Origin of the sequence: Faecalicoccus acidiformans (assembly GCF_014202635.1) — a bacterium.
GTDB classification, from domain to species: domain Bacteria; phylum Bacillota_I; class Bacilli_A; order Erysipelotrichales; family Erysipelotrichaceae; genus Faecalicoccus; species Faecalicoccus acidiformans.
The window spans coordinates 21,836-44,119 of sequence record NZ_JACHHD010000004.1; the positions used below are offsets into that span (position 1 = coordinate 21,836).

At 37.7% G+C, this 22,284-nt stretch carries 22 protein-coding genes, 1 tRNA gene and 1 other annotated feature; of the genes, 5 read left to right on the forward strand and 18 right to left on the reverse strand.

The annotated features are described in order from the left end of the window. Positions 1 to 69: 69 nt before the first annotated feature. Genes hemW through fmt form a run of 3 tightly spaced genes read right to left on the reverse strand, consistent with a single transcriptional unit; the run spans position 70 to position 3,906 of the window. The gene (gene hemW / locus HNQ43_RS02610) at positions 70 to 1,161 is read right to left on the reverse strand and encodes a radical SAM family heme chaperone HemW (RefSeq protein WP_183374499.1); all 1,092 of its coding nucleotides are present in this window, start codon (positions 1,159 to 1,161) and stop codon (positions 70 to 72) included. Next, entirely contained in the window at positions 1,161 to 2,963 is a 1,803-nt protein-coding gene (lepA, locus tag HNQ43_RS02615; RefSeq protein WP_183374501.1) for a translation elongation factor 4, read from the reverse strand. The genes hemW and lepA overlap by 1 nt, the downstream gene beginning before the upstream one ends. Before the next feature lie 10 nt (positions 2,964 to 2,973). Next, the gene (gene fmt / locus HNQ43_RS02620; protein WP_183374503.1) at positions 2,974 to 3,906 is read right to left on the reverse strand and encodes a methionyl-tRNA formyltransferase; all 933 of its coding nucleotides are present in this window, start codon (positions 3,904 to 3,906) and stop codon (positions 2,974 to 2,976) included. A 111-nt stretch (positions 3,907 to 4,017) separates the two neighbouring features. Here fmt and rpsT point away from each other — a divergent pair, with 111 nt between their 5' ends. Then, a complete protein-coding gene (gene rpsT / locus HNQ43_RS02625; protein WP_183374505.1) occupies positions 4,018 to 4,281 on the forward strand; it encodes a 30S ribosomal protein S20 in 264 nt (87 codons plus the stop codon). A 26-nt stretch (positions 4,282 to 4,307) separates the two neighbouring features. Here the strand turns inward: rpsT and holA are convergent, their stop codons facing one another. The 10 genes from holA to HNQ43_RS02675 form a co-directional block, all read right to left on the reverse strand. Continuing rightward, on the reverse strand, positions 4,308 to 5,240 hold the full coding sequence (gene holA, locus HNQ43_RS02630) for a DNA polymerase III subunit delta (RefSeq protein WP_183374507.1): 933 nt from the start codon (positions 5,238 to 5,240) through the stop codon (positions 4,308 to 4,310). A 10-nt stretch (positions 5,241 to 5,250) separates the two neighbouring features. After that, positions 5,251 to 7,167 (reverse strand): ComEC/Rec2 family competence protein, encoded by a 1,917-nt coding sequence (locus HNQ43_RS02635; protein ID WP_183374509.1) that lies wholly within the window; start codon positions 7,165 to 7,167, stop codon positions 5,251 to 5,253. After that, complete coding sequence (locus HNQ43_RS02640; protein WP_244957025.1) at positions 7,164 to 7,646, reverse strand: ComEA family DNA-binding protein; 483 nt, start codon at positions 7,644 to 7,646, stop codon at positions 7,164 to 7,166. Before HNQ43_RS02640 ends, HNQ43_RS02635 begins: the two co-directional genes overlap by 4 nt. Positions 7,647 to 7,679: 33 nt before the next feature. Continuing rightward, positions 7,680 to 8,168 carry a transcription elongation factor GreA gene (gene greA, locus HNQ43_RS02645; protein WP_183374511.1) on the reverse strand — a complete coding sequence of 163 codons (489 nt, stop codon included), beginning with the start codon at positions 8,166 to 8,168 and terminating at the stop codon, positions 7,680 to 7,682. A gap of 61 nt (positions 8,169 to 8,229) precedes the next feature. Further along, positions 8,230 to 9,315 (reverse strand): endolytic transglycosylase MltG, encoded by a 1,086-nt coding sequence (gene mltG, locus HNQ43_RS02650; RefSeq protein WP_183374513.1) that lies wholly within the window; start codon positions 9,313 to 9,315, stop codon positions 8,230 to 8,232. After that, the gene (locus tag HNQ43_RS02655; RefSeq protein ID WP_183374515.1) at positions 9,308 to 9,562 is read right to left on the reverse strand and encodes a DUF1292 domain-containing protein; all 255 of its coding nucleotides are present in this window, start codon (positions 9,560 to 9,562) and stop codon (positions 9,308 to 9,310) included. The genes mltG and HNQ43_RS02655 overlap by 8 nt, the downstream gene beginning before the upstream one ends. A 38-nt stretch (positions 9,563 to 9,600) precedes the next feature. Next, a complete protein-coding gene (ruvX, locus tag HNQ43_RS02660) occupies positions 9,601 to 10,026 on the reverse strand; it encodes a Holliday junction resolvase RuvX (protein ID WP_183374517.1) in 426 nt (141 codons plus the stop codon). Further along, positions 10,026 to 10,277 carry an IreB family regulatory phosphoprotein gene (locus HNQ43_RS02665; protein WP_183374519.1) on the reverse strand — a complete coding sequence of 84 codons (252 nt, stop codon included), beginning with the start codon at positions 10,275 to 10,277 and terminating at the stop codon, positions 10,026 to 10,028. Before HNQ43_RS02665 ends, ruvX begins: the two co-directional genes overlap by 1 nt. A gap of 110 nt (positions 10,278 to 10,387) precedes the next feature. Then, positions 10,388 to 13,009: an alanine--tRNA ligase gene (gene alaS / locus HNQ43_RS02670; RefSeq protein WP_183374521.1), complete on the reverse strand. Its 2,622-nt coding sequence runs from the start codon at positions 13,007 to 13,009 to the stop codon at positions 10,388 to 10,390. A 40-nt stretch (positions 13,010 to 13,049) separates the two neighbouring features. Then, positions 13,050 to 13,237 (reverse strand) — a binding site (T-box leader). An 11-nt stretch (positions 13,238 to 13,248) separates the two neighbouring features. Continuing rightward, on the reverse strand, positions 13,249 to 14,547 hold the full coding sequence (locus tag HNQ43_RS02675; RefSeq protein ID WP_183374523.1) for an aminotransferase-like domain-containing protein: 1,299 nt from the start codon (positions 14,545 to 14,547) through the stop codon (positions 13,249 to 13,251). Positions 14,548 to 14,634: 87 nt separating this feature from the next. On the opposite strand from HNQ43_RS02675, the gene HNQ43_RS02680 reads away from it, so the two are divergent. From HNQ43_RS02680 to recD2, 4 genes are all read left to right on the forward strand, one after another. Beyond that, positions 14,635 to 15,135: an ECF transporter S component gene (locus HNQ43_RS02680; RefSeq protein WP_183374525.1), complete on the forward strand. Its 501-nt coding sequence runs from the start codon at positions 14,635 to 14,637 to the stop codon at positions 15,133 to 15,135. A gap of 88 nt (positions 15,136 to 15,223) precedes the next feature. Then, positions 15,224 to 15,310, forward strand: a tRNA-Leu gene (locus HNQ43_RS02685). A gap of 93 nt (positions 15,311 to 15,403) precedes the next feature. Next, positions 15,404 to 16,573: a tRNA 2-thiouridine(34) synthase MnmA gene (mnmA, locus tag HNQ43_RS02690; protein ID WP_221247979.1), complete on the forward strand. Its 1,170-nt coding sequence runs from the start codon at positions 15,404 to 15,406 to the stop codon at positions 16,571 to 16,573. After that, positions 16,560 to 18,692, forward strand: coding sequence for an SF1B family DNA helicase RecD2 (gene recD2 / locus HNQ43_RS02695; protein WP_183374527.1), 2,133 nt, complete (start codon positions 16,560 to 16,562; stop codon positions 18,690 to 18,692). Before mnmA ends, recD2 begins: the two co-directional genes overlap by 14 nt. A 1-nt stretch (position 18,693) precedes the next feature. Here the strand turns inward: recD2 and HNQ43_RS02700 are convergent, their stop codons facing one another. The 5 genes from HNQ43_RS02700 to HNQ43_RS02720 form a co-directional block, all read right to left on the reverse strand. Beyond that, a complete protein-coding gene (locus HNQ43_RS02700) occupies positions 18,694 to 19,077 on the reverse strand; it encodes a DUF956 family protein (RefSeq protein ID WP_183374529.1) in 384 nt (127 codons plus the stop codon). Between the two features lie 54 nt (positions 19,078 to 19,131). Further along, complete coding sequence (locus tag HNQ43_RS02705) at positions 19,132 to 20,043, reverse strand: PTS system mannose/fructose/sorbose family transporter subunit IID (RefSeq protein WP_183374531.1); 912 nt, start codon at positions 20,041 to 20,043, stop codon at positions 19,132 to 19,134. Between the two features lie 20 nt (positions 20,044 to 20,063). Further along, on the reverse strand, positions 20,064 to 20,876 hold the full coding sequence (locus HNQ43_RS02710; RefSeq protein ID WP_183374533.1) for a PTS mannose/fructose/sorbose transporter subunit IIC: 813 nt from the start codon (positions 20,874 to 20,876) through the stop codon (positions 20,064 to 20,066). 18 nt (positions 20,877 to 20,894) lie between these two features. Further along, a complete protein-coding gene (locus HNQ43_RS02715; RefSeq protein ID WP_183374535.1) occupies positions 20,895 to 21,878 on the reverse strand; it encodes a PTS sugar transporter subunit IIB in 984 nt (327 codons plus the stop codon). 183 nt (positions 21,879 to 22,061) lie between these two features. Next, positions 22,062 to 22,277, reverse strand: coding sequence for a YneF family protein (locus tag HNQ43_RS02720; RefSeq protein WP_183374537.1), 216 nt, complete (start codon positions 22,275 to 22,277; stop codon positions 22,062 to 22,064). Positions 22,278 to 22,284: the final 7 nt, after the last annotated feature.

Consider the following 22,284-nt stretch of genomic DNA (forward strand, 5'->3'; position numbering starts at 1 on the left):
TGTGTACTGATGATCCAGGAGAAAGGTCGGAAGATTCCAAACTCTTAGATCAAAAGCTTATAAATGATATCAATTTTCACTTAAAAAATCAACTAAAATTGTATTTAAGATCTCCATTCCCTGTTCAGTTGGAAACAGATGATTCTTTTCGAAACAAAGATAAGTGCCCAAATATTTCTTTAACACATTTTTATACTGCATAAAAAAATCAAGTCCATACCGTTTTTGCCAAGCCGTTACATCCAGTCCGAATTGCGTACGCAACGCCATCATAATGGAATCAAAAGCTCTTTCCTGAATCGTTTCAGATATAAAAGAGGGCATGGGTCCTCTATCACAATAAGATACAAGATCTTTTGTGTTCTCATAAAGAATTCCATTTTCTCTTCCGACAGCACCACATCCAATCCCGTAATAATCTTGATCCGTCCAATAGGATAGATTATGTTTGGAGTATTGTTGATTTCTGGCAAAGGAACTAATTTCATAATGTTCAAAACCATGATTTTTGCACATTTTTACGATTTGTTCAAACATATCCGCTTCTAATTCATCATCACATGAACGGATGCCTTTTTTTCCAAATATCGAATTCTCTTCAATCTGCAAAGAATAGATTGATAAATGATCAATGCCCAGTGAAAAAAATGTTTCTAAATCCCGTATAACATTATCTAGAGATTGCCCTGGCAATCCGTACATCAAATCAACCGAAAGATTATGAAAACCGAATTCTCTGGAAAGATTTATACTGTTCATTGCTTGTTTCGAACTGTGATGTCGACCTATCTTTTGTAATAAGGAATCCTGAAAGGTCTGTACACCGATACTTAATCGATTTACCCCCAATTGTTGAAATTCTTGCAGCTGATTTTCGGTGATAAATTCCGGATTGCATTCGACCGTCCACTCATAATCACTGTCCAAAAATTCCATCAAGGGAAGTGAAAGTGCCCGAAACATTTCTTTAGAAAGAATATTTGGTGTTCCGCCTCCGAAATATAGAGTATCCAAGCTGCTGATCGGTTTATTTTGTATTTCTTTATGGATTTGATCGATCCACTTCTCTTTTACTGCATTTGAGCTCACACTTTTACAAAAACCGCAATAATAACAAATGCTTCCGCAAAACGGGATGTGCACGTAACATGATTTCGCCATTATTCATCATCCATTGAAAGAACAGCCATAAAAGCTTCCTGAGGAATTTCAACAGAACCGACTTTTTTCATTCGTTTCTTTCCTTCCTTTTGTTTTTCTAGCAGCTTCTTCTTTCGTGAAATATCTCCGCCATAACACTTAGCCAAAACATTTTTTCGAAGTGCTTTAATGTTTGTTCGGGCAATAATCTTTCCGCCAATGGCTGCCTGAACAGGGATTTCAAATTGTTGTTTTGGAATAATCTTCTTAAGTTTGATAGTCATCGCATTGCCGCGATTATAAGCAAAATCTTTAAAAACGATCGTACTTAGGGCATCGATGACTTGGCCATTGAGCAAGATATCCATCTTTACCAAAGCGCTCGGTTTATAACGGCTAAAATGATAGTCCAGACTAGCATATCCTTTAGTATAAGATTTCATTTTATCGAAAAAATCATAAATGATCTCGCTCAAAGGAAGTTCGTATACCATATTCATTCTCAGATCATCGATTACTTGCATATCGATATATTCTCCGCGTTTCGCCTGGCACAATTCCATCATAGCACCTACATAATCTTTAGGGACCATGATTTCAGCACGAACATATGGTTCTTCGATATGGTCGATGTTTTGAGCCGGCGGCAAAGCACTTGGATTATCGATTGCGATCATGGTTTTGTCTGTCTTGAAGACATGATATATAACGGAAGGAGAAGTAGCGATCAAATCTAAGTTATATTCTCTTTCTAATCTTTCTTCTACAACATCCATATGCAATAAACCTAGAAAGCCGCATCGAAAACCAAACCCTAATGCTTGGGATGTCTCGGGTTCAAAAGTCAGTGAAGCATCGTTTAATTTTAATTTTGAGAGTGCTTCTTTTAAATCTTCATAACGCGCATTATCTACCGGATAGAGTCCGCAGTACACCATAGGGTTCATTTCCCGATATCCATGCAAAGGAGCCTCACAAGGAGCATTGGCACTTGTTATCGTGTCTCCTACCCGTACATCTTCGATATTTTTGATGGCCGCGCTGATCCAACCAACCTCTCCTGTCTGTAAAGAGTTTTTAACAATCTCTTTAGGTGTACGAACTCCAACGTCGATCACTTCATATTCGGCTCCCGTTGCCATGAAGCGAATCTTATCCTTCGGCTTGATCGAACCATTTTTTACGCTGACAAAAGCGATGACGCCACGATAAGAATCATACAGGCTATCAAAAACCAGAGCTTGTAATGGGGCTTGAGGATCTCCAGAAGGAGAAGGAAGTTTTTCAACTATCTGTTCTAAAACTTGGTCAACATTTAATCCTGATTTTGCACTGATTTCAATCGCATCACTGCAATCGAGGCCAATCAAATTTTCGATTTCCTCTTTCACGACTTCTGGTTGTGCGCTCGGCAGGTCGACCTTGTTTAAAACCGGAAGAATCTCTAAATCATTTTCTAAAGCCAAGTATACATTTGCAAGAGTTTGTGCTTGCACGCCTTGGGCGGCATCAACGACCAGAACCGCTCCATCACAAGCAGCTAAAGAACGAGAAACTTCATAACTGAAATCGACATGGCCTGGTGTATCGATTAAATGAAAAATATAGTCTTCCCCATTTTTTGCATGATAAATCAACTGTACGGCATTCAATTTGATCGTAATGCCGCGTTCACGCTCTAAATCCATAGAATCTAGAATTTGGTCACGCATTTCGCGCTTTTCGACAGTATCCGTTAGTTCCAAAATTCGATCGGCTAAAGTAGATTTACCATGATCAATATGTGCAATTATTGAAAAATTACGAATGTGTTTTTGATCCATTTCATCACCTCTATTCACAAGTCATATCAATCAAAGACCGGCCTTGTCCGTTCGCAAAATCACTGCCTGATACAACAGGTTTTCCTTCCATTTGGCAGCGAACGATTTCAAGAACACCATTGTGCAAGGCAAGACCATATCCATTCTTATACTTTCCAAGAAAAGATAATGGTTTCGAAATCGAGTGGTCATGATAATGAGCTTCTAATATTTTAAATTTTCGTTTCTTTATAAACACATACCCCCCTGGTTCCAGGGAAAGAGCACGTATTTGAGCAAAAATCTCCTGATCTGATCTGGATAAATCTATTCTCTCATCATCTTTTGAAATCTTCTTTGCATAAGTAACCAAGGTTTTATCTTGTTCAGTATAAGAAGCATCTTCTCTACAAATCTTGTCGAAATCGCGAATCAGAAGACGGCTGGCAGCATCTGCCATTTTATCAAATAAAGAGCTTGTGGTTTCTTCTTCATCAAGTAAAATTCTCTCCTCAGAAAAAACCGGACCCGCATCCATCTCAGACACCATCTTCATCAAACTCATACCGGATTCTTTATCTTGGTTCCAGACTGCTCTTTGGATAGGGGCCGCTCCTCGATATTTGGGCAAAAGCGAACCGTGAAGATTCACACATCCAAACCGCGGAGCATTCAAAACTTCTTCTGGGACTATTTGTCCATAAGCACAAGTGATGATCAAATCGGGTTGTATCTTTAATATAGGATCAAAATCTTCTTTGATTTTTTGTGGTTGAAAAACAGGTATCGCGTTATCCAGTGCACATTCTTTAACTGGTGAATAAACTACTTGTTGTTTTCTTCCCACTTTACGATCTGGCTGTGTTACAACTAGATCGATTGAAATTCCTGCTTGTAATATATTTTCTAAAAGAGTTTTGGCAATCTTAGGGGTTCCCATAAAAACTGTTCGAACTTGTTTCATAGCATTTCCTCCAGTCCTGAGCTATTATACCCTATTTTTTAGAACTTGTGTTGCATTGGAAAAGATATTTTGTTATAATTCAAAAGCAATTTAAGTCAGGAGGTGCAAGCCATGCCACAAATTAAATCGCAAAAGAAACGTGTTAAAACCAATAACAAAGCGCACAAATTAGTTGTATCCAAGAAAAGTGCACTGAAAACTTCCATTAAGAAAGTTTTAGCTGCCGTTGATGCCAACGATAAAGAAGCTGCTATCGCAGCTTATAACGAATGCTCTTCAAAATTGGATAAAGCTGTCGCTAAAGGAGTTCATCATAAGAACTATGCAAGCCGACAGAAATCACGTCTTGCTGCAGCTATTAATAATATGAAGTAAAAAAAGTTTCCGGTTGGAAACTTTTTTTATATTTGGTTTAGAATAAAATTTTCGAATCCTTGATCTTTATCAATTTTTCCCATTTTTATATCTTGATCCAGATTTGCCAGTAAATTCAACGTATCTAACAATTCTTCGCTATGGAATGATTGCGCTTTTTCCATATTTAATTTTATGCGATACGGATGTGCTTTTAATTGGTTGGCGATTTGATTTTGATCCATTCCTTCGTCCATACAAACACGAACCTGAAATAAAAAACGAACTTGTGATGCAAGAAGACCAAGTATAGCTAGAGGCTCCATATTTTGGTTGCGAAAATTTCGATAAAACGCCAGGAAACGAATTGCATTCCGTTGAAACAAAGCATCGACCATCTTAAATACATCATTGACAGGCTCTGGCTGAATCAGTGCTTTTACATCCTCCAATCTGACATAATCAGCATATGTTTTCAATTTTCTGATTTCCGATTCAATTCGCAACGTATCCATCCCTATATGAGAGCTGAACCAAGAAAATGCTTGAGGTTCCATGACTAGATTTTCTTTTTTGAGATATTCATGGATCAGAGTTCTCTGACTCTGATCATCCAAGGAAATGCAAGCATAGACTGTACTTTTTTGGATCAATTCTTTCACCAGTTTTTTTCGTTGGTCCAATTTAGCTCCATGATAGATAAGAATAAGAATCGTCGATTGATCTTCTGCCCTTTCCAAGAAGGGAGAAATTTCATATTTGGTTGTATTTTTTGAAGATAAGAAAGTACATTGTTCTACAACGATCATCTTCTTTTCATCAAATATGGAGAAAGAATCCATCTCCATCAACACATCCTCTTGAGAATCACGAGAAGCATCATAATGTACCACAGTATCAATATTGTATTTCTTTTTTAACGAACAGATTTTTTGTTGAATACGGCTAACATCTTCACCATATATAAGACAAATCATCATACCCTCTTTTCTACTTTTGTATTATACCAAAGATATTCGTTCCTGTCTGAAAAACACATAGTCCACGAAAGGATTGGATCTGTATCATTCCTACATCGCTTGTTCTTAAATTTGAAATACCTAATGTCTGCATATTCTTTAATACCTCTATGTCCGGATGACCATATCGATTTTGATAACCAACCGATATTAAAGCGAGTTTGGGTTCTACTCGATTCAAAAAAGAATAAGAACTACTGGTACGCGACCCATGATGACCTGCTTTTAGAACATTACAGTTTAGTTGAGGATAAGCATGGATCAATTGTTCTTCAACATCCACAGAAGCATCACCCATCCATAAATAATCAAAACCATCATAAGAAAAATAGCTGATGATGCTTTTATCATTTTCATCTTTTGTTTGTCTGTTGACTAACAAAGAATAAAACGGATATTCTACTGGAATTGTCTCATCGGACGATTGAATTATTTTATTGATTTTAATATTTTTTTTTAAAGAATCCACACCTCCGCTATGATCAAAATCATCATGCGTTAAAATAAGACAATCCAATTGCTTAATATGCTTTAACTCTAAATATGGCAAAACGATTTCCTCCATATTGTCGCGATATAAATTTTGACCACAGTCAATCATAACTGCACTTTTATGGAATGGTTCGGTAATCAGGGTGCAGTCTCCTTGTCCGATATCAAAAACCGTAACACAAAAACGACAATCTAAAAAAGGCAAGATAAAAGGGATAAATGCTAATATAGATGCATATATAATTTTCCTTAATATTGATTCTGCTCTATATATTCCAAATAAAAGTAAAATAAACGCAGCTACATAGACAAAACCTGCATCATAAAGCCATATCAATTGCGGAACAAAATCTAAGAAATTACTCCAGATTACAAACAAATCTACATTCAAACCCAATAATATCAACGAAAAAATGAAAAAGATCCCTGATGACTTTCTTAAAAGGCCAAAGAAAATCAAAACGATAAAATCAACCTCATGAAAATATAAATATTGAAGCCCACATAAAACACTTTTTTCAATTAAATAACGAGTTCCAGTATCAGAACAAAGATGATAGATCAGGTTCATTGCAGTAGGAAGCACAAACGCAAACGAAGAAGCTTTCTCGGGCATTAGGACAAAAAAAACAAAAGTACTTACAATAAATTGCACTTGCCAATCTTTCAAAAAGATCTTTGAAAAACGATGGCAAGCCATTCGTAAAATAGAGGTGGTAAACACAAACAGAGATCCCCATAAGATCAAAAGAAGAAAACTAAATCCGTATACAAAATATAAATGTGCACGCCATCTTCGTAAATGTTTTTCTACGATCGAAACCAGTCCGACAACCGGTAAAGAAAGTCGACTCATCAATTCTGGCAGCGAATCATTATAAATACCATAAAGGGTCATTTTCCAATAAGGATCTTTTTTGGAAAAATAATCATAAATATCCCCTTTTAAAGACTGTTGTCTTCTTACAAGTGAGGTTTGATCAGCATTCGACTGAAAAAATATATTGTCTTCTTTTAAGTAATCCTCAAAAGAGAATAACGAAAGGTTTTTTAATGAGTGTACTTTTTCAAACTCTGAAAGATAAATCACATCATAAAACATAGGATCATCGATCCCATAAACAATGACTTTAATATTTTGATTTTGTGCCAATACATAATTCTCTCTGATTTGATAAATGGTATATTCTCCCTCTTTTGGCGTTACAGGCGATTCATGATCTAAAACCAAAAAAAACAGGCTGAAAATCCCCCAAATGAAAAGCCATACGACTCTTTTAGAACATCCCGCCAAAACTGGCACATAAAGAAATATCCAGATCAAATCTAAAAAAGGGTCACCGATGATCAATGAAGCCCAACAACCTAGTACAATTAAAAAAAACATTTTTTTCATAAAGAAATCTGTTCTTTCAATTTTTCAAAAGTTTTATCTCCAATACCTTTCACGTCTTTCAAATCTTCTAGTGAACGAAATGGTTGTTCTTTTCGATAATCAATGATCCTTTGAGCTATAGAAGGGCCTACTCCAGGAAGCGTGTCTAATTCATCTAGAGAAGCACTATTGATAGACACTAGATCTTTGGCATCCTGAATAGAGGGGATGATCAAGACCGTATCTGGTGACAACTGTTCTATCAATGAAATAGATTGGATATCCGCATTATTCGTCAATCCACCTGCTTGCTCAATCGCATCTTCGGCTGTTCCTTCCCACTTCAAAGTTACAATACCTGGATTTTTTACTTCTCCTTTTACCTCCACTTCTTTAGTAGAAGGCTTAACAAGATCGAGAGAAACTGGTTGATAACGGCCATAATACGCAAAGCAAATCAAAGAGAGTCCCATAATAAAAAGAAGAGTACGCTTAAACATAAACATCACCCTTCTTAAATACGATAAACTTGTTTATTTGATCATTAAAATTTTAACTTTGTATGGTTCTTCTACACGCGTTACAGTTACGATTTCGTCTACCTTATGATCCATGATCGCTTCGGCCAACGGAGTGTTGTTCGACAATTTTCCATTTAACGGATCTGCTTCAATAGATCCGACAATAGAAAATGTATTCTCTGTATGATCTGACAAATCCTCTAAAGTAACGATGGAGCCTAATTTTACGACAGCGTTTTTGCTTGTTTTGCGTTTGCCATCGGATTCTTCGATGATCTCAGCATTTTTAATCATGGCTTCTAACTCGCGAATACGGGCTTCGACCTGTGCCTGATGTTCTCGAGCAGCATCATAATCCGCATTTTCAGAAAGGTCTCCCTGTGCGCGGGCCTCCTGCAATTCAGCAATGACTTGCTGGCGGACATTCTGCACTAAATCCTCATGTTCTTTGACTAGATCGTTATATCCCTCTTGTGTGACATAAAATTTATCGTTTTCCATATACTCACCTTCTTATTTAATTGCATTGTGATTATAGCATACACATTGATTTTTTCAATGTTTAATTCAGGATCAAGCCGAGTTCCTCACATATCGCAAGATGTTCCTCATAGGTTTTCGAATAATGAACCGTACCATCGCCATTGATATCTGCCGCAAAGAAATAATAATCTGAGGTCTCAGGTTCTAAAACTGCCACTAGAGCATCTTCGCCCGGATTTAATATAGGGCCAATAGGCAGGCCTGAATTTAAATATGTATTGTAGGGCGATTCAATATCTGTTCTTGTCTCACAATCTTTCGGATCATCAAATTCATCATATAGGGCATAGCAAACTGTTACACTAGATTCAAGATTCATCTGATCCCTTAATCGATTATAAAAAACTCCCGCAATGGTCGGCATATCTCTGACGGAACCAGCTTCAAACTGGACGATGCTTGCAAGGGTGACAAGTTCATGAACAGAATACTCACTGGATTCAAATTCACTTTGATGTTCTTCATAGATTTTACCAAATTGATCCAGTAATGTTCTTGTAATGGTATCCAAATCACTATTCATGTCTAAAAAATACGTTTCAGGAAATAAATAGCCTTCTAATGCAACGTTATATTCTGAATTACTTAAGTCTTCCAAATTTAAAAAAGAATAGTCAGCTGCCAATTCGCTTAAATAGTCTAAATCGTTCCATTGCGCTAAAATATCGCTTTGTGTATATTGAGGAAATAATTCAGAAATCGATGCGGCGATTTCTTTTGCCCAAGTACCCTCCGGAATCGTTAAAGTAACCGATTCGCGTAAAACTTTGGTCTCATCAGCTATCGTTTCTAAAAGTTCGGAAACACTCATTCCATCATTAAGCTCAAAAGTACCGGCAAAATATTGATCATGAGAAGTCAGTTTTGCATAAAGATCAACGATTTGAACAGAAGAGATCAAACCTTCCTCTTTTAAATTCGATAAGACAGAATCAAATGTTTCGCCCTCTTCTATCTCAAAATCAATTGTTGTAGAGCCATTCCCGGTTGCCCCCAAACTTTGCCAGACAAACACTCCGGTACCGGCAATTGCCAAAATCAGAATTGAAAGAACCAAGATAAGAATGCGCTTCCCTCTTGAGGTCTTCTTTATTTTTTTAGGCATTTTCCTCATCCTCTACAAAAGTATTGATCACTTCTTCGACCATACTCCATTCTTCATCCGACTCAATAGGAAAGAGATTCCCTTTGTCATCATAACAAGAAGCGTAAACTTCTTCTGAATCGTGATCAGCATCCTGAAACACCACATACTGTTTCTGATAGTCATCACTGTCAAAAGTAAAAAGAATTGTCATCTTTTTTTCATTTCCATTTTCATCTTGTACATAAAGGCAATTTGAATCTAACATAATTTTGGTTCCTTTCTTGGCAAAAAAAATAGGGTTGATCAAAAACCCCCATTTTCTCGATCTAAAAATCCTTGTAAAATCTCAACCGCTGCGAGCTGATCAATTACTTTTTTGCGCTTTTTTCTCGAAACATCCCCTTCTAACAAGATTCGAGTCGCGCTGACGGTTGTTAACCGTTCATCCCAGAGTGTAACTTCATAACCCTCTTTTTCTAATTCATCCGCGAACTGAATCGAGATCTGAGCACGTTCTCCAATATCTCCATTCATGTGCTTAGGAAGACCAAGAACAACTTTCTTTATTTCATACTCTTCCAATAAAGATAGAACCTGGTCAAAACAAAGGTCATAATCATCCTGGGGGAAACGAATTGTTTTTAAAGTTCGAGCAACCGTACCGGTAGCGTCGCTAATTGCAACCCCGCATGTTACACTTCCAAGGTCTAAGCCAATGACACGAGCCATTATTTTTCCAGATAGGCACGGACAAGTTCTTCAATAATCTCGTACCGTTCAATACGCTGAATCAAATTTCTCGCATTCTTGTGTGAAGAAATATACGCTGGATCATTACTGATCAGATAACCAGCAATCTGATTGACTGAATTGTATCCTCTTTCGTCCAATGCTTCACTTACTTCTCGCAAAATAGACTTGATGTTTTCACGGCGTATTTCTTCCGTGGTAAATGTCATAGTTTCCGTAATGTCTTTCATACTATCACACTCCTTGGCTATACGTATTATACATGAAACAATTAAAAAAAGAAACACTTTGCATAAAGATAAAAAAAGCGGGGATTTTACTAACAATCCCCACTTTTCGATTAATTCAGACTATTTTTTATCGCTTCTATCGCCTCATCTAGCTTAGAAACATCCTTTCCTCCGGCTTGGGCCAGGTCTGGTTTTCCACCGCCGTTTCCGTGACAGATCTGAGATGCCATTTTGACAAGATTTCCGGAATGAATTCCTTTCGCTATTGCATTTTTTCCTGCACCACAAACGAAGACAAGTTTATCATCGTTCACGCTGGCAAAGAAACAAATTAGATCCGGATCTTGACTCTTAAGATTGGATACGATCTCTTTTAAAGACTTTCCATCCATATTCGAAACTTTTCGAATCAGCACTTTATAATCATTGACCTCTTTGGCGTCTTGCAGCCATTCTTTAGATTTCAAAGCCAAAATTTGATTTTTTAAATTTTCATTTTCCTTTTGAAGTAATTTATTTTGTTCAAAGAAAGATTCCATCTTTTGGTCAAGTTTTTTGATGCTTTTTTGTTTTGCGATAGCTGCAATATTTTCAAGCATCTTATGTTCCAACACAAAATCCTTATACGCTTCCATACGTGTCTTTGCGGTTATACGACGGATGTCCGAACCAATGCTTTCTTCGCTGACAATCTTACACAAACCAATCTGCTCCGTATTGTCCACATGACAGCCTCCACAGAACTCTTTAGAAACCGATCCCATTGTCACTACGCGAACACGGTCTCCATACTTCTCATTAAATAAAGCAGTAGCACCAGATTGACGTGCTTCCTCAATATCCATAACTTCTTTTGTAACCGGATAACCAGCTTGAATATATTGATTGACCAGTTTCTCAACTTGTTCCAGCTGATCGGGAGTTACCTTTTCATAATGATTGAAATCAAAACGCAAGTATTCATCACAAACGTAGGAACCTGCTTGAGAGATGTGATCACCAACCACTTGCTTCAGAGCACTTTGGAGCAAATGTGTACATGAATGATTTGCAGTGATGGCCTCACGACGTTGACTGTCAACATGTTGTGACAATCGCATTCCTTCATTTAAAGATCCATCCTCAATAACAACATGAATCAAAGGCTGTGCATTAGGAGCTTTTTGAACATCTGTCACTCGCCCTTTAAAACCATCTGATTCTACGATTCCAGTATCAGCGACTTGTCCGCCGCTTTCCGCATAGAAACAAGTTTGATCTAAAATGATGTCGCCTTCATCCATGATAGAATCAACGCGATTGCCATCTTTAAATAGTCCTATGACTTTACCCTCTGTTGACAGATGATCATAGCCTATATATGTACTTGAATCGGTAAAATTCATAAGGTCCTGATGTTGAGACGAGAAGGATTCTTTTGTATTTCGTGCATTCCGTGCTCTTTCTTTTTGTTTTTTCATTTGTTCGTCGAAAGCTTCACGCGAGACAGACAAGCCACTTTCCTGCGCAATTTCCTGTGTCAGTTCAAATGGAAAACCATATGTATCATAAAGGCGGAATACAACTTCCCCGGACAAGGTTCCATCTGTTGCCTTATTTATTTCATCATCCAGTAATGCTTGTCCGTTTTTTAGTGTTTTCTTGAATGTATCTTCTTCAATTCGAATCAGTTTTTGATTCAACTGCACATGTTCCTGTAAGTAAGGATAAAAATCCTGCATCGTATCAGCTACGACTGGAACCAAGCGATACAAGAAAGATTCCTCTAAACCAAGTTTTAATCCATAACGAACAGCGCGGCGTAACACTCGACGTAATACATAACCACGTCCGCTATTAGAGAAATTTGCTCCATCGCTCAAAGCAAAAGTAACCGTACGGATATGGTCCGCAATAACTCGATATGCCATTTTATATTCCCCATCATAAGGGTGTTTGGCAAGCTTTTCCGTCGCATGAATGATTGGCAAGAAAAGATCTGTATCAAAATTTGTCTCGCCATCCTGAATCAAAGCTACTAAACGTTCCAGCCCCATACCAGTATCGATGTTCTTTTGTGGAAGTTCTGGATAATCTTTACGATCAATCGAAGGATCACAGTCATATTGTGAGAAAACAATATTCCAAACTTCAACATAACGATCATTTTCTAATTCTTCAAAAAACAGTCGTTCTCCTAAACCATCTGGATCATATTTTGGACCTCTATCAAAAAAGACTTCAGAATCTGGTCCGCCAGGGCCTTTCCCGATCTCCCAAAAATTATCCATGGTTCTTAAAATATGGCTTGGATCCACCCCGCATTTTTCAGTCCAGATTCGATAAGCATCATCATCATCAGTATATACGGAAACATAGAGGCGATTCTTATCGATTCCCATCCATTCATCACTAGTCAAAAACTCCCAAGCAAACGGAATGGCTTCTTCTTTGAAGTAATCTCCGATACTAAAATTTCCCAACATTTCAAAAAAAGTATGATGTCTGGCTGTTTTTCCCACATTTTCAATATCGTTTGTTCGAATACTTTTTTGCGCATTGGCAATTCGATTGCTTCTTGGCTTCTCACTTCCATCAAAATACTTTTTTAAAGCAGCAACACCGGCATTGATCCATAATAAAGTAGGGTCGTTATTGGGGATCAAACTTGCTCCTGGTTCGATCATATGCCCTTTGCTTTTAAAGAAATCCAAAAACATCTGACGAACTTGATTTCCTGTTAATTCACGCATGATCATTCCTCCTTGTAGAAATTAAAAAAACGTTCCTATCTCTAGGAACGTAAAATTACGCGGTACCATCCTAGTTCGTTTTCATTGAAAACGCACTTAATTGATCGTTAACGCTGATTGCGGCCGACTCCAAAGTAGCTTCAAAGATTCTCGCTGCAAGGCTTGCACCTACCGCCTCGTCTCTCAATGTCCTGATCCTCTTCTACTTATCTTTTTCAACATCAGACGAATGAATGTTATCATCTTTTTAATATTTTGACAAGTAGCCCAAGCCCCTCTATTAAATCATTTTGTTTTAGAGACGCAAAAGACAATGATAGTGTTTGATTTTCGATAGGATCTAAAGCTATTTCCTGCCAGCAGCATGTCTTCATCAAAGCGTTTGGATCAATATGTGGTATTTGGATACAATAACAAAAATAAACCTCTTTAAAAATCAAATTCGAAAAGTTTTTTTCTAAAATACGTCGAGTAATTTGTTCCTTGAATGCATATTCTTTTTTTAATTTTCGCAAATGCTTCTCCATGTGACCATCTTCCAAATAACGAGCTAAAGCCTGCTGTTCAAATTTAGAAGAAGTCGGTCCGAATTTTTCCTTGTTTGCCAGATATCGTTGAAGATACGCTCCGTTTAAAACCATGTAACTTAACCGCAAAGAAGGCAATAGCAATCGGGAAAAAGAACCAAAATAGATCACATTATCATAGGGAGAAGCTCCTTGTAACGAATGGCGGGGTTTCGATCGATAATTTAACTCTCCATTGTAATCATCCTCTAAGATCAAAAATTTCCTTCGATATGAGATATCGATCAGAGCGTCTCTTGTTTCTCGATCCAGATATCTGAAATCCGGACCAAAACAAGAACTGTTAATATAAAGTAAATCGACTTCTATGGTCTCTAAATCTTCAATCAGAGAATAAGAATTAAATAATACACACTTAAATCCAAAGGATCGAAAAACATAAAGAACCTGACTGTCTACATGTTCTTCCATTCCAATCGTTAGAGATTTTGGACATAAAGAACAAAATTGATATAAAAGGGTTTGAAAACTTGAGCCGACTAATATATTCTCCTCTGAGGATAAAACACCGCGTTGATGGTAAGCGTAATCACTTAAAGCAAACCGCAATCTTTTTTCCCCTTGAGCATCTCCGTAAGTGGACATTGCTTTGGTATCTTGAAACACCTCTTTCATATATCGTTTCCAGATCTTCAGATCAAACGCCTCTAAACTTACAGAGTTTAAACGAAAATCATATTTTATCCGCATATCTTGATTTTCATTCGAAGCCGGTTGCATTTGATAATGGGCCAATCGATGTGGATTAATATCGACAACGTACCCCTTTTGCGGCAAACTTTTGATATAGCCATCTAGAATTAGACGATCATATGCATGTTCGATCGTTGTTTTTGATACTCCGAATAATTCTGTTGATTGGCGGATACTAGGCAAAACCTCTCCTCTTTTTAAATAGCCTGCAAGAATATCTTGTTTTAGCTTTTCATAAACGAATTCATACTTTTTCATAAACTGTCCTCTAAAAAAATATCATAATTGTGTATTTTATAAAAGACACTTTTCGATTATTCTAATGACAAGAAATGAGGAATGAACATGATTGAACATCAAAATCTAAAACAAATAATTTTTGCGAGTCTAGGAATTGCGATTGTCTTTGTCGCTACAATATTTATTCGGATCCCTAATACCATACATGGTTATCTCAATCTCGGAGATGGTTTTATTTTACTGTTCGCAAGTATTTTAAATCCCGTCTTTGCATTTTTAGTTGGAGGGTTAGGCAGTGGTTTAGCTGATATAGCCGGTGGCTATGGTTTTTACTTTTTCTTCACTCTTACTATCAAAGGGTTAGAAGGATTGATCGTTTCTTATCTGATCAAAAATAATCAATCTTCTAAAATACGTATTCTTGCTTATCTTCTTGGGTCATTTATTATGGTAGCAGGTTATTTAGTGGCCGACTCAATCGTCAATCAAAGTTTTTGGCTTGGATTAGTGGGTGTAGCTGGTAATGTGATCCAAGCAGCAGCTGGTTTTTTGATTGCTCTGTTTGGCTTCCCGATCCTTAAAAAGATTCCTTATATATTCAAGTAGTTATTCGAGCGGTTATTCAAAAGAAAGTTGAATTGCTTTAAAAAAAGTATTGATTTCTAATTTTGAATTCGCTATAATAACAAAGCATCCCCGGGTGGTGAAATTGGTAGACGCAGTGGACTCAAAATCCACCGGTAGCGATACCGTGCCAGTTCGAGTCTGGCCTCGGGGACCATTGAATATTTCCACAGCTATGCTGTGGTTTTTTTATATCGATACAAAAAGAAAGGAACTAGGAATTCATTTTGGATTCGTCTATAATTAAATTATGAAAAAAGTGCTTGTAGGTCTTAGTGGTGGTGTCGATTCGGCAGTAGCTGCTTATTTATTAAAAGAACAAGGTTTTGATGTTACATGTTGTTTTATGAGAAATTGGGACTCCTATGCGAATAACGATATCGAAGGAAATCCCACGATCCAAGATGATATCTGTCCTCAAGAACAGGATTATTTAGATGCCAAAGCAGTGGCTGATCACCTGGGCCTCGAATTACAGAGAATTGATTTTATTCAAGAATATTGGAACGATGTTTTCATGACTTTTTTAAGTGAATATGAAAAAGGCAGAACACCAAATCCCGATATTTTATGTAATAAATACATTAAATTTGATGCTTTTTTTGAATATGCCATGAAAAATGGTTTTGACTATGTCGCTACCGGCCATTATTGTTCCAACCAAGAATTAAACGATTATATGTATTTAACGAAAGCGGCTGATCAAAACAAGGATCAAACTTATTTCCTTTGTCAAATCAATGAAAAGGCACTTAAAAAGACTCTTTTCCCTCTTGGTACCCTCACAAAGCCAGAAGTACGAGCAATCGCTCAAAAACTTCATTTAGACAGTGTTTCTTCAAAAAAGGACAGCACTGGAATTTGTTTTATCGGAGAACGAAATTTTCGCCAGTTTTTATCCAATTATCTACCAAGCCAGGAAGGAGACATCATTGATATAGACTCCGGAAAAAAACTTGCCAGACATATCGGTGTCCTTTACTACACAATCGGACAAAGAAAAGGCTTGCATATTGATCAAGAAAAAGGTCCGTGGTTCGTATGCGGTAAAGATGTAAAAAAGAATATATTGTTTGTTTGCCGTACAGATCATAAACAATGGCTTTATTCTGATTCTTGTTTAGTAAAAGGAATCAACTGGCTCGTACCTGATCCTTATCAAATTCCGACCTCTGTAGGTTGTAAATTTCGATATCGCCAGCCCGATCAGCCTGTCCAGATTCAATTGATTTCGCATGACAGTGTCCTGGTCACTTACCCTCAAAAGATCGCATCGGTTACGGTGGGACAGGAAGCTGTATTTTACGATCATCATATTTGCTTGGGAGGCGGTGTCATTGAAGAAGTCTACATTGACAACGAAGATTTAAATACCAAGATCTTAAACAGCTATCAGGAGAAACGATTTGGAAACAATTAAGATCAAAGCATTGCTGGAACATATTATTTACCAAAACGAACAAACCCACTATGTGGTGGGTTCTTTTTCTGAGACTGAAACATACCATTATTTTGTGGCCGCCGGTTCTTTGAGCGATCCTATTGAAGATCAGGAATATGAACTCGTTGGACAATATACAAATCATCCAAAATACGGCCTCCAATTTCAAATTCAATATGCCAATAAATTGCTGCCAAGATTCAAAGATTCAATCATTCGGTTTTTAAGCAGCTCTGATTTCCCCACCATCGGCTTAAAAACAGCTCAAGCAATCTATGATACATTAGGAGAAGATTGTTTAGACATCATAAAAACCAGTCCTGAAAAGCTGGACGATGTACCAGGATTAAATCAAAAAAAGAAACAAATCTTAATGGAGGGAATCCACACTTTTGATCAGCATAGTGATTTTTATTATCAATGCATGGAATATGGACTTGATCAGAATAAAATCCTATTATTGGAACAGAACTATGAAGATCCACAAACAATCCTTCAAGAAGATTGTTTCAGACCTTACTATGAAATTTATGGTTTTGGTTACCGGTCTGCTATAAAACTGGCAAATGGGCTCCAATTGCAGTCTGCAGATCCTCGGCGATTTGATGCGTTTATATATGAAACATTGCGTCAATTGACTATGGCCAGCGGAAATACATTCATACATTTTATAACCTTGGCCAATCAATGTTCTTCCTACTCGACACAAGCTCTAGAAGAAAGTTTGAACCGTTTACAGAACATATCTGACTTTGATCGTGTAGAGGATCGAATCTACGTATTTGGTCTTTACCATGAAGAAAAAGAAATATCCCGTCTTTTAAAAGCACATCAGTTTCCGGTTGAGACCATCCTTGAAGAAGATTTGTCGCGCGAACTCGAACAAATTGAATTTCGATTCGGAATCACCTATGATACACAGCAAATTAAAGCAATCAAAACTTTCTTTCGATCTAGTATCAGTTTGCTTAATGGCGGGCCTGGGACCGGAAAGACTACGACAGTTAAAGCTATACTGGAATTGATTCGTACCTTTTATGCGAATGCTAATATTCAGCTTTGTGCTCCCACTGGCCGTGCCAGCAAACGACTGAGTGATTTATCTTACGGAGACAGCAAGACAATCCATTCTTTGTTGAAATGGAATAAAGAGGATAACACATTCGCTAAAAATGAAGAAGACTTGCTTGATATTGATTTTTTGATTGTTGATGAGTTCAGCATGGTCGATACACATCTTTTTTGTAGTTTATTGAAAGCTTTGCCTTTTAAAACCAGAATTTTGCTGATTGGTGACGAAGATCAGTTAGAAAGTGTCGGCCCTGGAAAAGTATTTCAAGATTTAATTGAAAGCGCTGTTTTCCCTATTGTACATTTAGAAAAAATCTTTCGACAAAAGAATGGCTCTGGAATCGTTACTTTGGCAAGGGATATTCGTAAAGAAGAATTATGCCATTATCAGGAAGGCGTTACTTTTTTAGAAAAAGATACTGCTGATATTCTTCCAACAATACAGAAGATTACAGAAGATTTGGATCATGATCACTTTCAAGTTCTTTCCTGTATGTATAAAGGGGCTGTTGGGATCGATGCTATCAATGAAGTTTTACAAGCTCAGTTCAATCCTTATGATTCCTCGAAAAATGAGATCAAAGTTGCTACAAGCATATTTCGTGAAAATGATAAAGTCATGTTACTTAAAAATCTTCCCGAAGAGGATGTATATAATGGAGATATCGGATATATCATTCAGGTCAAATCAACAAAAAACGAAAAATGCATCTCCGTTGATTTTGGAAATAGAATCGTTGATTTCAAAACGGATTTTTTATACTATTTGAAACATGCGTATTGTATTAGCGTTCATAAATCCCAAGGGAGCGAATACGATACTGTACTCGTCATAGTCGATCGCACAAATATTCATATGTTAAACAAACGTTTGATATATACGGCAATTTCCCGAGCAAAAAAACAACTCTATATTATCGGACAAAAGTCAGTATTTGAAAGACAAATACGACTTAAAGAGAGACGGATCCGACAAACAACATTACAGGCACAGATCTTAGACATTCTAAAATCAAAGAGCTCTTGATCTAAGAGCTCTTTTTTCGAGTTAAAATATTCATTATTCCACGCTTTAAGACAGTAAAGAATCCTAAAGAACGAAGCATTTTTTCAGAAGGAACGTATTTCTGCATCGCTCGCAAAAGTTCTTTATTTCGCTTTCCTGCGGAAAAAGAAAAATGACCGGATTCATATGTAAATATAGCGAACCGATTAATAAAATGACCAAAATAGACCGATGCCGCTATATAATCGATTTGGTTCCATGGGATTTGAATGAAATCTTCAACTCTTCGATCATTATAATATTCAAAAGCTTGATCACCGATCATGATTTTTCCAGTGCTGGTCAAGCCTAAATAGGAAGTACCTTTCACCGTTAAGTCCACTTTTCTATTCATTGATTGAACCATACGAATCCTCCTTTAAAAAAGGAACCTGTATTTGAACAGGTTCCTGCAACAACCTTACATTATCTTTAATAATACACCAATGATACCAACGATAAATAAACCGATAATGATAACAATTGGAGAAACATTCTTTTTCAACAACCAACAAATAAATAATGTCAGGCATACAGCAAGAAGACCTGGAATCAAAGAATCTAGGTTTGCCTGTAATGAAGTGCTTGTTGTATCATAAAGAAACATTCCGCTGTCATATTGTTGTAAGATAGTTTTCAACGATTCACCTGTTCCATCGAACTTGCTGAAATCTATGATATTAACAGCATCATTTTTTACAGTAGAAACAATCGGTGTCAAACTGATGCTTACCCAACGCTGAACCAACGCCCCGATAATAAACATACCCAGGATGCTGGCACCTTGCGTAATCTTTCCTAACAATCCGCCAGAAAGGTCCTTTGTGATTGAGGTACCAACTTTATATCCAAATTCCTGTGTGTACCACATAAACGCATAACGTATTACGTTCCATAAAACAAAGAATAAAATAGGTCCTAAAATGTTCCCGCTCATCGCAAAAGAAGCACCTAAAGCGCCTAAAATTGGACGCATGGTAAACCAGAACGCCGGATCACCAACGCCGGCTAAAGGCCCCATCATACCTACCTTTACACCTTGAATCGCAACATCGTCAATTTGTGCCCCATTCGCACGCTCTTCTTCCATCGCAAGAGTCACACCCATAACAGGCGAAGAAACATAAGGGTGCGTATTATAAAACTCCATATGACGCTTCAAGGCCGAGATTTGATCCTCTTTTTTTGGATATAGTTTTTTGATTGCAGGAATGATAGAGTAACACCAGCCGCCATTCTGCATACGCTCATAGTTCCAAGACCCTTGAAGGAACTGATGACGCCAACAAACTTTCATACGGTCTCTTTTATTTAAAGTAATTTTTTCAGCCATATTCTTTCCTCCTTTAGATCCTAGTAATCATTCAAGATATCCCCTAGTGGGTCTCCTGTATTGGAAGAACCGCCAGAAGAAGATCCTCCGCTTTCTTTCAATGTCAAATAGATCAAAGCTAAAGCTACACCGATGACACCAAGTCCGATCAAGGTTAACTCTCCAATACAAGCTAAAACAAAACCTAAAGCAAAGAATGGCCAAGTTTCTTTTGTCGCCATCATGTTAATGACCATAGCATAACCTACAGCAGCAACCATACCTCCGCCGACAGTCATTCCATTCGACAGCCATGTAGGCATTGCCTGCAATGCAGTCGTAACCACATTGGAAGGCACAAAGCATAGAATTGCTGCAGGAATCGCGATACGAAGGCCTTGCATAGCAATCGCAATGTATTGCCAAATCTCTATTGTTTTGAAGCTGCCCTTTTCAGCGCCGCCATCCATAATATGAACAATAGGAATTGCCAAAGTACGACAAATCATTGTCAAGAACAATCCAGCTACTGACAATGGAACAGCAACAGCGATCGAAGTAGAAATTACACTATCCACGGCTGTAGAACCATCAAGACCCAATACCATGATAATGGCTGAAGCTACCGACGCTAAAGCAGCATCCGGAGCAACGGCGGCACCGACGTTGGCCCAACCCAAAGCCATCAACTGAAGACTTCCAGCCAGCATGACACCCTCTGTTAAATGACCGCTGACTAAACCAATTAATGTACACGCAACCAATGGCTGATGGAACTGGAACTCATCTAAGATCCCTTCCATGCCAGCTAAAAAGGCTACGATCACGATCAATAAAACTGTAATAAAACTCATAGTGATCCTCCCAATAAACTACACAAGCTCTGCTTCGGCTCTCTTAATGATAGAATCCATATCTTCTGGACTATCCGCCGGGACTTTACGAACATCAAATTCGACTCCCAGATTTTTTAAATCTTTGATTGTTTGAACATCATCTTTATCAAAGGCCAAGGCTTTTGTAACTGCAACTTTACCTTGCGAATGAGCCATTGAACCAATATTCAATTTTTTGATCTCGACTCCCCCTTTGATGGCACGTAGAGCATCCTGCGGTGTTTCAAATAAGAGTAAAGCTTTGGTCGCACCAAAACGTGGATCTTTGTCAACCGCAATCATTTTATCAATCGGAACCACGTGGGCTTTTACGCCTGGAGGAGCAGCCTGAATGATCATGTTCTTTCTCAAATCATCATGAGCAACACTATCAGAAACTACAATGATACGATCAGGCGAAGTCGATTTTGTCCAAGTCGTAGCCACTTGTCCATGCAACAAGCGAGTATCTACACGAGCCAAAACATATTTGATATGACCATCTCCTAATACGGTTCCTTCAGGAATAGCCTGCAAACTTGGAGCGCTGTCTTCAGGTGCAGTGTTCGATTCTTCATGCGGTTCCAGGTTTTCCGGAAGCGGTCGAACTCCCTCTCGGGCCGTGGTCACAATATGGGCTGCAATTTCATGAGCAGTTTCCATGCTCATACGCGATGCATAAGTTTCAATCAGCATAGGTAAATTTAAACCTGTTACGATTGCCCACTTATCATGGCCTTCTTTTAAAGCGCTGGCTTGATTAAAAGGGGTGCCGCCCCAGAGATCAACGAGAAACAATACTTGTTCCTGATCTGAGAAAGAAGCTATGGCTTCTTCCATTTTTTTGCGAATGTCTTCTGGTCCTTCGCTAGGCTTCAAAATACACGGCTTCACATTGGCTTGGTCACCAAAGATCATAGAACCGGAATTATAGATGCCTTCTGCAAATTCACCATGACTCGCAAGAATAATTCCTACCATATATACCTCCTAAACTAAATGTGTGGGCTTATGAAATAGAACAACTTCATAAGTATAATTATACATGGCTACACATATCTATATTTAACCATAATTTGCCATAAATCTCAAATTAAATCACAAACAATTCACATAATCTTACATAATGTGAATGGGACAAAATAAAAAGCGGAATGTTTTCCGCTATCTACTTTGATTAATGGATTTCATGATTTGGCGAATCTGCGCTTCGCTAGGTTTACGTCCCATCTGCAAAAACATGGCACGAATCATTTTCTCATTGATTGGTGGATTCTCCTTTAACTCTTTTTCGAATCTTTTCTTAGTGAAGTAGAACCCTAATGCCCCGCCAATAGCGACGCCAATCAAAGTGTAAATTATTGAAGTTAACCATTCCATAAAAAAT